Annotated in this window: 14 protein-coding genes; 9 read left to right on the forward strand and 5 right to left on the reverse strand. The window is 61.4% G+C overall.

Annotated features, from left to right (window positions below; translation table 11 throughout):
• Window positions 1-92: 92 nt before the first annotated feature.
• The 4 genes from AC5SSZ_RS21520 (at window position 93) to AC5SSZ_RS21535 (ending at window position 4,529) form a co-directional block, all read left to right on the forward strand.
• Entirely contained in the window at window positions 93-2,312 is a 2,220-nt protein-coding gene (locus AC5SSZ_RS21520) for a putative bifunctional diguanylate cyclase/phosphodiesterase (protein ID WP_274837864.1), read from the forward strand.
• Window positions 2,313-2,573: 261 nt separating this feature from the next.
• Complete coding sequence (locus AC5SSZ_RS21525) at window positions 2,574-3,359, forward strand: energy-coupling factor ABC transporter ATP-binding protein (protein WP_495439979.1); 786 nt, start codon at window positions 2,574-2,576, stop codon at window positions 3,357-3,359.
• Window positions 3,334-3,933 (forward strand): energy-coupling factor transporter transmembrane component T family protein, encoded by a 600-nt coding sequence (locus AC5SSZ_RS21530; RefSeq protein ID WP_495439980.1) that lies wholly within the window; start codon window positions 3,334-3,336, stop codon window positions 3,931-3,933. Before AC5SSZ_RS21525 ends, AC5SSZ_RS21530 begins: the two co-directional genes overlap by 26 nt.
• 47 nt (window positions 3,934-3,980) lie before the next feature.
• Window positions 3,981-4,529 (forward strand): biotin transporter BioY, encoded by a 549-nt coding sequence (locus AC5SSZ_RS21535; protein WP_495439981.1) that lies wholly within the window; start codon window positions 3,981-3,983, stop codon window positions 4,527-4,529.
• 106 nt (window positions 4,530-4,635) lie between these two features.
• Here AC5SSZ_RS21535 and AC5SSZ_RS21540 read toward each other — a convergent pair whose 3' ends face one another.
• Complete coding sequence (locus tag AC5SSZ_RS21540) at window positions 4,636-5,076, reverse strand: response regulator (protein ID WP_495439983.1); 441 nt, start codon at window positions 5,074-5,076, stop codon at window positions 4,636-4,638.
• 763 nt (window positions 5,077-5,839) lie between these two features.
• Between AC5SSZ_RS21540 and ahcY the strand changes: the two genes are divergently transcribed.
• Both ahcY and AC5SSZ_RS21550 read left to right on the forward strand, forming a co-directional pair.
• Window positions 5,840-7,228, forward strand: coding sequence for an adenosylhomocysteinase (ahcY, locus tag AC5SSZ_RS21545; protein WP_065272031.1), 1,389 nt, complete (start codon window positions 5,840-5,842; stop codon window positions 7,226-7,228).
• A 235-nt stretch (window positions 7,229-7,463) separates the two neighbouring features.
• Window positions 7,464-7,805 carry a DUF2853 family protein gene (locus AC5SSZ_RS21550; RefSeq protein WP_065272032.1) on the forward strand — a complete coding sequence of 114 codons (342 nt, stop codon included), beginning with the start codon at window positions 7,464-7,466 and terminating at the stop codon, window positions 7,803-7,805.
• Window positions 7,806-8,102: 297 nt separating this feature from the next.
• Here AC5SSZ_RS21550 and AC5SSZ_RS21555 read toward each other — a convergent pair whose 3' ends face one another.
• From AC5SSZ_RS21555 to tsaD, 4 genes are read right to left on the reverse strand one after another with little or no spacing between them, the layout of a single operon-like run.
• Window positions 8,103-8,525: an EVE domain-containing protein gene (locus AC5SSZ_RS21555; RefSeq protein ID WP_495439985.1), complete on the reverse strand. Its 423-nt coding sequence runs from the start codon at window positions 8,523-8,525 to the stop codon at window positions 8,103-8,105.
• Window positions 8,525-8,797, reverse strand: coding sequence for a YciI family protein (locus AC5SSZ_RS21560; RefSeq protein ID WP_065272034.1), 273 nt, complete (start codon window positions 8,795-8,797; stop codon window positions 8,525-8,527). The genes AC5SSZ_RS21555 and AC5SSZ_RS21560 overlap by 1 nt, the downstream gene beginning before the upstream one ends.
• Window position 8,798: 1 nt before the next feature.
• The gene (locus tag AC5SSZ_RS21565; protein WP_495439988.1) at window positions 8,799-9,761 is read right to left on the reverse strand and encodes an NAD(P)H-dependent glycerol-3-phosphate dehydrogenase; all 963 of its coding nucleotides are present in this window, start codon (window positions 9,759-9,761) and stop codon (window positions 8,799-8,801) included.
• The gene (gene tsaD, locus AC5SSZ_RS21570) at window positions 9,758-10,855 is read right to left on the reverse strand and encodes a tRNA (adenosine(37)-N6)-threonylcarbamoyltransferase complex transferase subunit TsaD (RefSeq protein ID WP_495439991.1); all 1,098 of its coding nucleotides are present in this window, start codon (window positions 10,853-10,855) and stop codon (window positions 9,758-9,760) included. Before tsaD ends, AC5SSZ_RS21565 begins: the two co-directional genes overlap by 4 nt.
• Window positions 10,856-10,928: 73 nt before the next feature.
• On the opposite strand from tsaD, the gene AC5SSZ_RS21575 reads away from it, so the two are divergent.
• The 3 genes from AC5SSZ_RS21575 (at window position 10,929) to AC5SSZ_RS21585 (ending at window position 14,668) form a co-directional block, all read left to right on the forward strand.
• Window positions 10,929-11,687 (forward strand): uroporphyrinogen-III synthase, encoded by a 759-nt coding sequence (locus tag AC5SSZ_RS21575; protein WP_495439993.1) that lies wholly within the window; start codon window positions 10,929-10,931, stop codon window positions 11,685-11,687.
• Window positions 11,688-11,766: 79 nt separating this feature from the next.
• Window positions 11,767-13,098, forward strand: coding sequence for a COG4223 family protein (locus AC5SSZ_RS21580; protein ID WP_495439995.1), 1,332 nt, complete (start codon window positions 11,767-11,769; stop codon window positions 13,096-13,098).
• 10 nt (window positions 13,099-13,108) lie between these two features.
• Window positions 13,109-14,668 carry a heme biosynthesis protein HemY gene (locus AC5SSZ_RS21585; RefSeq protein WP_495439997.1) on the forward strand — a complete coding sequence of 520 codons (1,560 nt, stop codon included), beginning with the start codon at window positions 13,109-13,111 and terminating at the stop codon, window positions 14,666-14,668.
• Window positions 14,669-14,806 lie beyond the last annotated feature (138 nt).

Raw genomic sequence — 14,806 nt, forward strand, 5'->3', positions numbered from 1 at the left:
TCCCAGTTTTTCTAATCCTGGCGGCAGGTCTGACCTACGAATCCTATGATCACAGAGCGCATCTGATAGAGGGTCAGCACCAGCAAGGGGACATGGTCGCCCGATTGACGGCAACGACCGTGACGCAGGCTTTGTGGGATTTCGACATTGTTCAGGTGGAACAATCGCTGCAACAGATCGTGGCCCTTGGCCAGGTCGCAAGTGTTGAAATTATTGGTCTGGCTGGCGAGCAGATCGCGGCCGCTACCGCACCGGGGTTCACCCCGAGCGAAGGGGATTTCATCACCACACATGTGATCGAGTATGTTCTGGGTGACCAACACGAAGAGCTGGGAGAATTACGGCTGACTCTCCCAGTGGAACACGTTACTGGCCCCTTGATGGACACGACGGTTCAGCATGCTGCGGTCTCGGTACTTATCTTTGCCCTGCTGGCCGTCAGCGTGTTTCTTGTCCTGACGCGGATTTCGCAGCCGCTGACCAAGATCGGCACAGCGATCGACGATATTTACAATGGCCGGTTTGACACGGTGGTTCCCTATCAGTCCCGTACTGATGAGATCGGCATGCTGGCACAGACGCTGGAGCAGATGCGCCGCAATGAGGTCGAAATGGCAGACCTGCGCGCCCACACGACCGAAGCAAGCAGGCGGGAAAGAAAACGGATCTACCGCGCCCTGAAATCCACCCGCGATGGCGTGATCCTGACGGATGAAACGGGTCACGTGGTGTTCTCCAACGCCAACGCTAGCATCTTCTTTGCCGATGCGCGGGACGGGGAAAAACTGAACTTCCGCTCCTGGTTGCCGCAGGACGTGGCCGAACAGATCGAAGAACGCGTCGCCGCCAATCAGGATTTTGCCGCCGAGGCAAGCGTCACCCATTTCAACAGCGGTGAAGAGCTGAACCTGTTGGTGCGGGGCGGTCCGATCCGGGACGAAGAGGGCCTGTATTTGGGCACACTGCTGCTGGCCACCGATCACAGCGATCAGGCACGTCAGGCCGCGCGCGTCAAATTCATGGCGGAACATGACAGCCTGACCGGCCTGCCGAACCGGCGCCTGCTAGAGCACACCCTCGGCAACTGGCTCAATCAGGGGGAACAGGTATCGATCCTGCTGGCGGATCTGGATCATTTCAAGATGATCAACGACACGCTTGGCCATCCCACCGGTGACGCCCTGCTAAAGGTCGTGGGTGAAAAATTCCTGGGTAACTGCGGGAAAAACGCCTTGGCAGCGCGGCTTGGCGGCGACGAATTTGCGATCCTTGTCAAAGGCGCCGCAAGCGAGGAACGCCTGAACAGCATTGCCAACTCGCTGGTCTATGATCTGTCGAAACCGCTGACCATCGACGGCAACGTCCTGCACACCGGCATGAGTGCGGGCATCGCAACCCTGTCTGGTTCTGAGGCCGGCTCCACCGATGGCATCCGCTGCGCTGATCTGGCGCTTTATGAGGCGAAAAAGGGCGGCCGTGGCCGGGTCGAGATTTTCCACAAGGATCTGGAAACCGTCATCAAACGCAAAACCCTTCTGGAGAGGGAATTGCGCGGCGCCCTCAACGAAGGCAGCATCCGCCCCGTCTTTCAGGTCCAGACCGACCTCAAGACAGGTCAGATCATCGGATTTGAAACCCTTGCACGCTGGCATCACCGGCATCTGGGCAGCATCTCTCCGGCGGAATTCATCCCTGTCGCCGAAGACAGCGGGCTGATCCGCGAGCTAACCTACCAGATCATGACCCATGCCTTCCGCGCCGCGGCGCGCTGGCATGACATGGGCTGGACCGGCCGGGTGGCAGTCAATCTCTCGCCCAAGCTGTTTGGCTCGCAAGTCGATGAATTCGTCAATGACTGCCTGTATGAAACCGGCTGCCCCGCCAGCGCGGTCGAGGCCGAAATCACCGAAACAGTGGTTCTGTCGAGCGGCCAGTCTGCGCTGAAAGAGATCGAAGCCCTGCAACGGCTGGGCGTGACCGTGGCGCTTGACGATTTTGGCATGGGCTATTCCTCGCTCAGCTACCTGCAGAAATTCCCGGTGAACAAGATCAAGGTCGACGCGGCCTTTGTCTCCAAACTGCCTGATTCCGCCGAAACCCGGGCAATCGTCGTGGCCATCGCGGAACTGGGGCATGCCCTTGGCATGCATGTCACCGGCGAAGGCGCTGAGACCGAACTGCACCGGCAGCTGCTTCGGGAATGCAAGGTCGATTATCTGCAAGGCTATTTTGATGGTCCGCCCATGGCCGAACGTGCTGCGACCGCTCGTCTCTTCCCTGGCGCCGGTCTGCACCTGCAAATGTCCAACTGACAAGCGCACAACAAAATCCGCAGCAAAACCTCGGTCACGGGTTGGCTATTTCTGTCTCAATCTCACTGGCGCTGCCGCAGCCCGGCACGCCGGTTCTGGTATTGCTTTGACACGGCGCAGGCTTTTGACCAGCCATCAGACCCCTCCCGACCTCGATTTGGCTGATTTTCTTGCGGAAAACGTTGCCTGAAGCAAAAAAACCGGTATCACCTGCCGAACCGATTTCGCCACGCCATCATCGCCACAAAGGAGCCCCGCGTTTTGAAACCTGCTGCACCGGACCAGAGGCTGGACAGCGCAGGCGCGCCCACTGCCGACTCTGCCCGGGCTGCCGTGGTGGATCTGCAGGCGGTGCATGTGATCGCAGGCGAAAAGACGCTGTTGCAGGACATCTCATTTCGCGCCGATGAAGCGCGGGTTGGAATCGTCGGGCGCAATGGATCAGGAAAAACCACTCTGTCGCGCGTCCTGGCCGGCCTGATCGCGCCAGATCAGGGAGAGGCCCGGGTCGACGGTATCGACCTGTCGCGCGACCGCAAGGCAGCGCTGGAGCTGGTGGGCGTGCTGTTCCAGAACCCAGACCGGCAGATCATCTTTCCTACGGTGGAAGAAGAGATCGGTTTCGGCCTGCGCCAGATGGGTCTGAGCAAATTCGACACCGCCGCAGAGGTGGCGCAGACACTGGCTCGTTTCGGAAAATCGCAATGGGCAAAGGCGCCGACACATCTTCTGTCGCAGGGGCAAAAACAACTGCTGTGCCTGATGGCTATTCTCGCCATGAAACCGCGAATCATCCTGCTGGATGAACCCTTTGCCGGGCTGGATATCCCAACCCGCATGCAGTTGCAGCGCGCGCTGGATCAGGCCGAAGCACAGCTTTTCCAAGTCTCGCACGACCCGCAACACCTGGAACACTATGACCGTATCCTGTGGATCGAGGCAGGCCAGCTGCGGGCCGATGGGTCACCCGCTGACGTCTTGCCGGAGTTCACCAGACAGATGACCGAATGGGGGGGAAGCGATGATCTCTCTGACCTCGCCAGTTGAAACCTGGGCGCACCGGTGGCCCGCGGCACTAAAGCTGGCCATCCTCTGCGCCACCACGGTGGTTCTGTTCTCCCTGAAAACACCCGCGGCGCAGGGTGGCACGCTGGCACTGACGCTGGGTCTCTATCTCAGCGCCGGACCCGTCTTTGCGCGCAGCGGCGTGCGGAGCCTGCGCATTCTCTGGCCCTTCTTCGTGGTCATCGCGCTGTGGCATCTGATCGAAGGCACCCCGGCAACCGGGCTGACCATCGCGCTGCGGCTGACCACCGCCGTAGCACTGGCGAATTTTGTCACCATGACCACTCGGCTCACTGATATGGTCGGGGTTGCCGCATGGCTGCTGACGCCGTTTCGCCGGATTGGCCTCAGTACCCGGGCGCTTGAAACCGCAATCGCGCTGGTGATCCGCTTTGGCCCGCTGCTGGCACATCGCGGCGCGGATTTGGCCGAAGCCTGGCGCGCAAGATCACCGCGCCGCCCGTCGTGGCGTATTGCCCTGCCGATGACCATTCTGGCGCTGGATGACGCCGACCACGTTGCCGAAGCGCTGAAGGCGCGCGGCGGCGTTCAATAATCTTAGGCCCGGCTGCGCAGCGGGGCATGCACAAGGATCGAAATCACATGGAACGTTCTATCGCTTACATCGCTCTCTTTGCGGCGCTGATCGCCGCATTGGGGCTGATCCCGCAGATCACCCTTGCCTTTGGCGTGCCCGTTTCGGCCCAGAGCCTCGGTATCATGCTCTGCGGCACGGTACTGGGCGCCCGGCGCGGGTTGCTGGCCGTTCTGCTGTTCCTGCTTCTCGTCGCCCTTGGCCTGCCCCTGCTGTCCGGCGGGCGCGGTGGGCTCAGCGTCTTTTCCTCGCCCACGGCCGGCTTCCTTGTTGGCTTCCCGATTGCGGCCTTTGTCACCGGCCTGATCATGGAGCGGATGCGGGGTACTCCGCTGGTGGCCACAGCCATCATCGCCGCAATGCTGGGCGGGATCGTCGTGCTCTATCTGTTTGGTGTGGCCGGCATGGCCATCACCCTCGACAAGTCCTTTCCCGACGCTGCAGCCCTGGTCCTGATTTTCATTCCAGGCGACATCCTGAAGGCCGTGGTTGCTGGGCTGCTGACCGCCGGACTGGCGCGGGCGCGCCCCGGCAGCCTGCTATCGCGCAACAGCTAAGTTCCGACCCAAAGCCTCGGACACTCTGATATACACCGCAACGGAGCAGGCATGGGGCCTGCTCCGTTGATCAAATCGCCACGCCAGTCTGATGCCCTTCGGCGCCTTAGTCCTCTTGGACCTCCTCGCCGCCGCAAAATTCATGCGCAAGATTAATAATCAGCCATTTGAACAGAGGCTTGGGCAGGATATCGATCATCCCCCATTCGGTGCCACGCTGGAATTTCTCCAGGTTGGCGCAATCCGACATCCCAATGATCGCAGGGCCCGCCGAACCACCCCCAAGCGCGGCAATCTTCCGGGAAATCTCCCCCACCAGATTGCCAGCGGGAAACCGGATATCCATCAGCACCAGACCATACGCCGTCCGCCGCGCAGCGCAGCGCCGAAACGCCTCATGAGGATCCGCGCAGAGCTCAAAAGGCACGCCCGCTTCGCGCAGGAATTCCTCCAGACGGAAACGTACCCAGGGATCATTGTCTACGGCCAGCACCGAAAGCGCCGGGCTTGCGCGGGTTTCTATGGTTTCGGATCTCAAAGCAGACATAACAACACCCCCCCAAAGGCCGGGTTTCTACCCACAAACGTACCAACACCCCCAGATCCTGTCTGGGATCGGCTGCGATCTGGAAATGCGGATTTGCGACGCAAGGAAGACACGCTGAGAATCCGTATTCAGATTCAGCCCAACAATTCACATCTGGCGGAATGCGATATGTGCACCCGCCCAGGTTGTTAACCTTAACACACCACAAGAAATTAAAACATACAAGTTGCCTAAAATTAACGGCCAATTTTCCAAATATGCGGAAAGCAGCCCGATGAGATAAAGCCGCATCTTAGGGAACACATCAAATCCTAAAAAGATTTCCACTATAAATCAATTTGTTATCTCAAGCACCAACAACGAAAAACAACACCCGCGAAAGAAATACCGTCAAATCTAAGGTGGGCATAATTTTGCTCAACGCAAAGCCATAAGCGCATATCACCGTAAATAGAATGAAAGGGCCGTAACGGTCTCAATAATTTTTGCACCCGAAACTAAAACCAACCCAGAAACCCCGCACGCCTGTCGGTGAGGAGAATATCGGCGCGTGACGCTTTCACTGCCTCAGTCACGAATCGCCGTCCATCTTCGACGGAACGCCCAGACCCCAACGGGGTGCCCTGAGGATCTGTGTTGGCCCGCCTTCACAGTGGTCGAATCCGGTTCCGGAAACTGACCCTCTGGGTGGTTTTATTGCTTGTAAAGCGTTGCGGTGTTAAGTGCGTGGCCAAGTTGAGGCTGAGCCAGAATGGAGTTGCCAATGGGCACGGATTACATCGTCAAAGACATCGCATTGGCCGGGTTTGGCCGCAAGGAACTGGATATCGCGGAAACCGAAATGCCGGGGCTGATGTCCCTGCGCGCGGAATACGGGGACAGCAAGCCGCTGAAGGGCGCCCGCATCGTCGGCTCCCTGCATATGACCATCCAGACCGCGGTTCTGATCGAAACCCTGGTGGCGCTTGGCGCCGATGTCCGCTGGGCATCCTGCAACATCTTCTCGACCCAGGATCACGCCGCTGCGGCGATTGCCGAGGCAGGCATTCCCGTCTTCGCCATCAAGGGCCAGACCCTGGAAGAGCATTGGGATTACCTCGACCGCTCCTTCCAGTTCGCCGAAGGCGCCAACATGATCCTCGACGATGGCGGCGATGCGACGCTCTACGTGCTGCTGGGCGCCCGCGCCGAAGCAGGTGAGGACATCATCCCGGTGCCCGGCTCCGAGGAAGAAGCCGCGATCAAGGCGCAGATCCAGAAGCGCATGAAGGAAAGCCCCGGCTGGTTCACCAAGACCCGCGACGCGATCAAGGGCGTTTCCGAAGAGACCACCACCGGCGTGCATCGCCTTTACGAGCTGGTGAAACAGGGTCAGCTGCCCTTCCCGGCGATCAACGTCAATGACTCGGTCACCAAGTCGAAGTTCGACAACAAATACGGCTGCAAGGAAAGCCTGGTCGACGGCATCCGCCGCGCCACCGACACCATGATGGCCGGCAAGGTCGCGGTGGTCTGCGGCTACGGCGACGTGGGCAAAGGCTCGGCTGCCTCTCTGCGCGGCGCGGGGGCCCGCGTGAAGGTCACCGAAGCGGACCCGATCTGCGCTCTGCAGGCGGCGATGGACGGCTTTGAGGTGGTGCTGCTGGAAGACGTGGTCTCCAGCGCCGATATCTTCATCACCACCACCGGCAACAAGGACGTGATCCGCATCGAGCATATGCGCGCGATGAAGGACATGGCCATCGTCGGCAACATCGGCCACTTCGACAATGAGATCCAGGTGGCGAACCTCAAGAACCACAAGTGGACCAACATCAAGGAACAGGTGGATATGATCGAGATGCCCTCGGGCAACCGCATCATCCTTCTGTCCGAAGGGCGCCTGTTGAACCTTGGCAATGCCACCGGTCACCCGTCGTTTGTGATGTCGGCCTCTTTCACCAACCAGGTTCTGGCGCAGATCGAGCTGTGGACCCGCGGTGAGGAGTATAAAAACGAGGTCTACATCCTGCCCAAGCATCTGGACGAGAAGGTCGCCCGCCTGCATCTGGAGCGTATCGGCGTCAAGCTGACCACGCTCAGCCCCGAGCAGGCCGCCTATATCGGCGTCACCCCCGAAGGCCCCTTCAAGCCGGAACACTACCGCTACTGACCGGCCTCACAGCAGAACACCACAAAGCCCCCGCAAATCATGCGGGGGCTTTTTTGTTACAAGGCAGAGACCGGATCGGTGCCGGTTCCCTGCCCCCGGACAGCAAAGGCCTGGCTTTGAGGCAGGATTGCAAAAATTCCCGTTGCCCTGTCGCGTTCTGCCCTTAAGCTGATCCTGGCCATTATGTGACCGGAAGGATCCGGAGCCGGGTCCGCCCCAGAAGGGAGAAAAGACTTTGGGAAAACGTGACGACCTGATTGCACAATATGCAGATGATCTGAAAAACAAATGCGGTATGGATCCGGATATGGACCTGCTGACCAAGGTGACCATCGGCTGCGGCCCCGCGATCTACGATGCGGATGCCTCCACCGTTGCCTCCAGCCAGGAGAGCGAGCTGGAAACCGTCAAACAGAACTTCCTGATCAAGAAACTGGGTCTTGCTGACGGGCCTGAACTGATGGAGGCGATCAACAAGGTCGTCGAGATCTATGGCAAATCTGAGCGCAACAAATACCGGGCGGTTTTCTACTACATGCTGACCAAGCATTTCGGCAAGGAAGCGGTTTACGGCTAACCCCGCCAAAGCCATTTAAAACCTTGAAAATACACAGTTTGCAAACGCCCCACACGGGGCGTTTCGCATTTTAACGGTATTGTCGAAGCTAATGAATTGCGGAATCCAACTTCTCTGGGCTATCTATAGTTCAACCCGCCAGGAAGGCAGGAACCGAATTTCTCATACGCGTGTGGTGGCTACGGAGCACGCGGGGTGAAGGGAAGGTCCTGCATTCGCTGGGCCTTCCCTTTTTCGTTTCAGAACAGGCATTTGGACCAAGCGTCCATGGATGTGGTCCTGCGACCCAGCCAAGGCTCAGTTCGGATCGGTTCCGCCCAGATCGCAGATGATGCGCCACTCTTCCTCGCTCACAGGCTGCACCGACAGGCGTGAGCTTTTCACCAGCACCATCTCTTCGAGCCGGGGATCGGATTTGATCTGCTCCAGCGATACCGGCGTGGTGAAGCCGCGCACCGCCTTGATATCCACGCACTCCCAGCGCGGATCATCCGTGGTGCTGTCGGGGTGCGCCTCGGCGCAGACCTCGACAATGCCAACCACGGATTTTTCTTTCTGTGAGTGATAGAAGAACCCGCGGTCGCCCAGTTTCATCTGGCGCATGAAATTACGCGCCTGATAGTTTCGCACGCCGTCCCATTCCTCTCCCGCGTCACCCTTGGCCTTCTGGTCCTGCCAGCCCCAAGTCGAAGGTTCGGATTTGAACAGCCAATAGGCCATCAGCCGACGACCTTTTTCCAGGTGATCAGCTCGACCGCCTCAAACAGGCCTGCCTTGTTGTAGGGGTCATTTGCCGCCCAAGCCTCGCCTGCGGCCATATCCTCGACATCCAGAATGATCAGCGAGCCGACCATTTCGCCGTTCTGATCCAGCAACGGCCCTGCCTGCGCCACGGCGCCAGTCTCTTCGATATAGGCCAGATGCGCGGTGCGATTCGCCATCCGGGTTTCCAAATGCCCGGGTTTATCGCGTGCAATCAATGCTATAAGCATTTTATTCCTCTTTTAATGGTCGTGACAGCAGTTGAGCGGTTGCGTCATGAATCGTCAAGCGGCCATCCAGCAAAGCGACCACGGTTTGTGTGATCGGCATGTCCAGCCGCATGTCCTTGGCCTTGGCGGCGGTGGCCCGGGCGGTGGCGGCGCCTTCGACGGTGATGGAGGGATCGAAACTCTCTCCCCGGCCAATGGCAAACCCCAGCCGGTAGTTGCGCGACAGGTCCGAACTGCAGGTAAGCGTCAGATCGCCAAAGCCCGACAATCCGGCCAGCGTTTCGGCGCGGGCACCGCAGGCCAGGGCCATGCGCTGCATCTCGGCATAACCGCGGGTCATCAGCGCGGCGCGGGCGCTTTCGCCAAGGCCTGCACCGATCACCGCGCCGCAGGCGATGGCGATCACGTTCTTCAGGGCACCGCCCAACTCGGCGCCCACCGTATCCGTAGTGCGATAAAGCCGCAGGTTGGCCGTGGTCAGCTGTTCCTGCAGGGACAATCCCAGCGCAGGGTCTTCGCAGGCCAGCGTCAGTGCCGTGGGCAGGCCGCGCGCGATATCGGCGGCAAAGCTGGGGCCGGTCAGCAGGGCGGCTTGTGCCTGTGGCAGGCAATCCCGGATCACCGAAACCGGTCCCATCCCGGTACTGAGTTCGATCCCCTTGCAGCAGGCCACCAGGGCCTTGCCTGCCAGCGCATCGCCTTCGGCCATCAGCAGCCCGCGCAATTGCTGCATCGGAACGGACAGCAGGATGGTGTCACTTTCCGCCGCTTCGGCCAAATCCGAGGTGACGGTCAGCTCTGGCGGCAGATCCACGCCGGGCAGGCGGTTCTCATTGCGGCGGCTGGCCTGCATTTTCTCGGCATGGGCGTCATTGCGCGCCCAAAGCGTGACGGGCCCATTGCCCGCCAGAGAAATCGCCAGCGCCGTGCCAAAGGCGCCCGCGCCCAGAACCGAAACACTCATGCCTTGGCCCCCTTTTTACCCGAGCCAAGCAGCGCGGGGCTGCTCTGATCCAGCGGCCAGCGCGGCCGGGCGGTCAGGTCCAGCCCGTCGCGCGCACCAGATCGGAACCGCTCCAGCCCGGCATAGGCGATCATCGCAGCGTTATCGGTGCACAGGCGCAGGGGCGGCGCGGTGAAGGTGGCGCCTGCCTCGGCGCAAACATCCTGTAGTGCGGCGCGAATGGCGGTATTGGCGGCGACCCCGCCGGCCACGGCAACGGTCGGGCACGCCGGGTTTTCATCCAGATAAAGGCGCAAGGCGCGGCGGGTCTTCTCGGCGAGGGTATCGACCACGGCGGCCTGAAACCCGGCGCAAAGGTCGGCGCGGTCCTGCCGTGTCAACCCGCCTTTTTCCGCAACGATCTGATCGCGCATCCGCATCAGCGCGGTTTTCAGACCCGAGAAGGACAGGTTACAATCAGGCCGGTCCAGCAGCGGGCGCGGAAAGCGGAACCGTTTGGGATCGCCATTTTCCGCCTCTGCCTGCACCGAGGGGCCGCCGGGCTGCGGCAGGCCCAACAGGCGCGCGGTCTTGTCAAAGGCTTCGCCCGGAGCATCGTCGATGGTGCCGCCCAGACGGGTGAAATCCTCAGGCCCGCGCACGATCAGGTACTGGCAATGCCCGCCGGACACCAAGAGCATCAGATAGGGAAAGGCAATGCCATCGGTCAGCCGCGGCGTCAGCGCATGGCCCGCCAGATGGTTCACCCCGATCAGCGGCAGGCCGGTGGCGGCGGCAATCCCTTTGGCGCACATCACACCGGACATCACCCCGCCGATCAGCCCCGGCCCTGCAGTGACGGCCACCGCGTCTAGGTCTTTCAGCGTGACACCGGCCTCTTTCAGCGCCTCGATCACGCAGATATCCAGCTTTTCCGCATGCGCCCGCGCCGCGATTTCCGGCACCACCCCGCCATAGGCGCTGTGCAGTTCGGTCTGGCCAAAAACCACCGACGACAGGACCTCGGCCGGGGTATCTCCGGTCTGGCGCACCACCGCCGCTGCTGTATCGTCGCAGCTGCTTTCCAGCCCAAGGATCGTCAGGGTTTGTGTCATCGTGCTACCATTGCATCAGGTTGGCGCCGGGGCTACCACCTATGACAGGTGCAAACAATCCCGGGAGCGCGATGTGACGGATCCGAAGACCGGCCCTGCCGTGGGTTTGCTGATGACACGGCCGCTGCCCTCGGCCCGCCGGTTCGTGGAGGACCTGCCGCCGCAGACCCGCGCCGCGCTTACCGCAATCTACGCGCCGCTGATGCGGGTTCAACCATCCCCAGACGTGCTTGAGGAAAAGGATACTCAGGGCGTCCAGGGGCTGATCTTTACCTCTGCCAATGCGGTTGCCACGGCGACCGGACAGGTTTCCACGGATCTGCCTGCCTATTGTGTCGGGCAGCGCACCACGGCGGAGGCTATCGGCGCGGGCTGGTCCGCGCAATGTTTGGGCCAGACCGCCGATGAACTGGTATCCCGCCTTGTGGATATGCGCCCACCCGCGCCCTTGTTGCATCTGCACGGGCGTCATACGCGGGGCGATGTGGCGCAGCGGCTGACGGATGCCGGGCTGTCCTGCCGCGAGAAGGTGATCTATGATCAGGAGCTGCTGCCACTGAATGAAGACGCGCTGCGGGTAATTACGTCGCAACAGTCGCTGATCGTGCCGGTTTTTTCGCCACGAACTGCGCGGCATTTCGCCCAGATTTGTCCCGATGCGTCGAATTTGCATCTGATTGCGCTGAGCGAAGCCGTTGCGAAACCACTGAAAGTCTTGAATTGCAGGGACTTGCAGGTATGTAACACGCCCGATGCAGATGCGATGAGTACACTGGTCCGTGATGCCGCAGATGCTTTGGCGCGGGTTGAGGGTCCCGCGCACGGGAAGTAATGTCGCGCTTGGGGTTGAGCGCCAGCACCGCAGGATTCAAGCATGAGTCGCAGCGGTGAGAATTGAGGGAGATGCCGACGTGGCTGACAAGAAAACTTCGGATGATGTGACCGGGTCGGACGCCAATGATGTGACGGCATCAGAGGTGACTGAGGTCGAAACCCCGGAACCGGTTGACTCGCAAGAGGAAAGCCCAGGGGACACTTCCGAAGCCGAAGCCGAAGCATCGAGCGAGACGGACGCAGACGCAGACGCAGACGCAGACGCAGACGCAGACGCAGACGCAGACGCAGACGCAGACGCAGACGCAGACGCAGACGCAGACGCAGACGCAGACGCAGACGCAGACGCAGACGCAGACGCAGACGCAGACGCAGAAACCCCTGAACCGGCGCCCGCCGAACCGCAACAGGTGATCGAACGCGTTGTCGAAAAACGCGGTGGCTTTGGCTCAGCCGTCCTTGGCGGAGCTGTTGCTGCTGTCATCGGATTTGCCCTGGGACAAGGCGGCGTTTTGAACAGCATCCTGCCGCCCAGCCTGCGCCCGGCCAGTGTCGATGTCACCGCGATCGAAGCAGAGCAGGCCGCTTTGCGGTCGGATCTGTCGGCGCTGAAAACGCAGGTCGAGGGGATCTCCATTCCCGATCTCGCGCCGCTTTCGCAGCGTATCGACGCTGTCGAAGGCACCGTTGGTGATCTCTCCGCACCGCAAAGTGACGCGCTTGAGGCCGAGATTGCCGCGCTTACAGAGCGTCTGACTGCGCTGGAGCAACGCCCGGTGGCCGATGCCGGATCGCCCGAGGCCATTGCCGCAGTGGATGCCCAGCTTGCCAAATTGCAGGACAGCCTGGCCGCGCAACGCGCCGAGGTTGAACAGATGCTCGCCGAGGCCCGCCAGATGGATGAGGCCAGCGCCGAGGCCGCCCGTATCGCCAGCGCCCAGACCGTGCTGGCCCGTCTGCGCTCCAGCCTCGACAGCGGCGCCAGCTACGCGGGGCTTGTCGACGAGTTGGCAGCCCTTGATGTTACCGTGCCAGAGGCGCTGACCTCCCCTGCCGACAGCGGTGTGGCAACGCTCACCGGCTTGGCCGATAGCTTCACCCCGGCCGCCCGCAGCGCCCTTGCTGCTGCGCGGGAAGAGACCAAGGGCACCGGCGGCGTGATGGATTATCTCAAACGTCACCTCGGGGCGCGCTCGGTTGCGCCGCGCGAAGGCGACGATCCGGATGCGGTCCTGTCCCGCGTCGGGGCGTTGGTGGATCAGGGCAAGATTGCTGATGCGCTGGCCGAACTGGACGCACTGCCTGAAACCGCCCGGACCGCCCTGGCGGACTGGGAATCGGCTGCCCGCAGCCGGGTCGCTGCGGTTGCCGCAGCGGATGAACTGGCCCAAAGCCTGAACGCGAAATAAGGACCCTGCCATGCTCTGGTCATTGCTGAAAATCCTCGTCTTTGTTGCAATCGTCGCGCTGCTGGCTCTGGGTGCGGGGATCCTGATGGAAACCGCCGGGGGCGTGCAGATCACCGTTGCAGGCACTGAATACACCCTTGGCGCGCTGCAATCCGTGATGGCGCTGGTTGCGCTGGTCGTGATCGTCTGGCTGTTCTTTAAACTGCTGTCGCTGCTGATCGCCACGCTGAAGTTCCTGAATGGCGATGAAACCGCCCTGTCGCGCTATTTCGACAAGGGACGTGAGGCAAAGGGCTATCAGGCGCTGTCTGACGGGCTGATGGCGCTGGCCTCGGGCGAGGGGCGTCTGGCGCTGGCCAAGGCATCGCGCGCCGAGCGCTATCTGGAAAAACCTGAACTCACCGATCTTCTGACCGCCCAGGCGGCCGAAATGGCTGGCGATACCAAAAAGGCCGCTGCCGCCTATAAACGGCTTCTGGGCAACCAAAACACCCGGTTCGTCGGCATTCGCGGCATCATGAAGCAAAAGCTGTCCGACGGGGATACCGATACCGCCCGGCAGTTGGCCGAAAAGGCACTGGCGCTGCGTCCGAAACACGAAGAGGTGCAGGATACGCTGCTGCAACTGCAGGCCCGCGCCGAGGATTGGGCCGGGGCGCGCAAGACGCTTGCGACCAAGTTGAAGACCGGCACCCTGCCCCGCGATGTGTTCAAACGGCGCGACGCGGTTCTGGCGCTTTCGGCCTCCCAAGGGGTGATCGAGGAAGGCGCAACCGTGGAGCAGCGCGAACAGGCCATCGAGGCCAACCGCCTGTCGCCCGATCTGGTGCCTGCCGCAGCCATGGCCGCGCGCGCCTATATCGCCAAGGGCAAGACCCGCAATGCTGTCCGGGTTCTGAAAAAAGCCTGGGAGGCACAGCCGCACCCCGATCTGGCGCATGCCTTTGCCGAAATCGAACCGACAGAAACCGCCGCCGAGCGGGTCAAGCGCTTTGGCCAGCTGGCGCGCCTGAAACCGCATGACGACGAAACCCGTCTGGTGATGGCCGAGCTGAACATCGTGGCCGAAGATTATCCCGAGGCGCGTCGGGCCCTGGGTGATCTGGCAGAACGGGCGCCGGATGCACGCGCCCTCACTCTGATGGCTGCGATTGAGCGCGGCGAAGGTGCCCCGGATGCGGTGGTTCAGGGCTGGCTGACCCGCGCGCTGACCGCGCCGCGTGGCCCGCAATGGGTCTGCGAGAACTGCAACCACATTCACGCGGAATGGGCGCCGGTCTGCGAACATTGCACCAGCTTTGACACGCTCAGCTGGAAGCGCCCCGAAACCGCTGAATTCGCCAGCGCAACGGGCGCCCACATGCTGCCGCTGATCACCGGCGCGGCGAAACCTGCCGTAGCCCCGGAGGCCGGGGATATCCCCGAAGCGGAATTGATCGATGCGGATGCGCCTGACAATTCCGACGATGTCAGCACAGCGGATGACCGGGCCGAGGACGATCAGAGCGCTGAGCCGGAAAACGGCGACGCGGAGCGAGATGAAGACGTGGCCGAAAAAGACGCCAAGTAACCGCCCGACTGTGCGGCCCGGCGCTGCACAGTCGGCTCTGACCCATGATCTGCCGTCTCTCGTGTTCAGCGGGGTGAGACGGCAGAGACCTTTCGCCTGAAAGAGCCCCAAGAGGCTCTGAACATGCAAAACAATGCC

This window comes from Phaeobacter sp. CC-HEC084 (assembly GCF_059429255.1).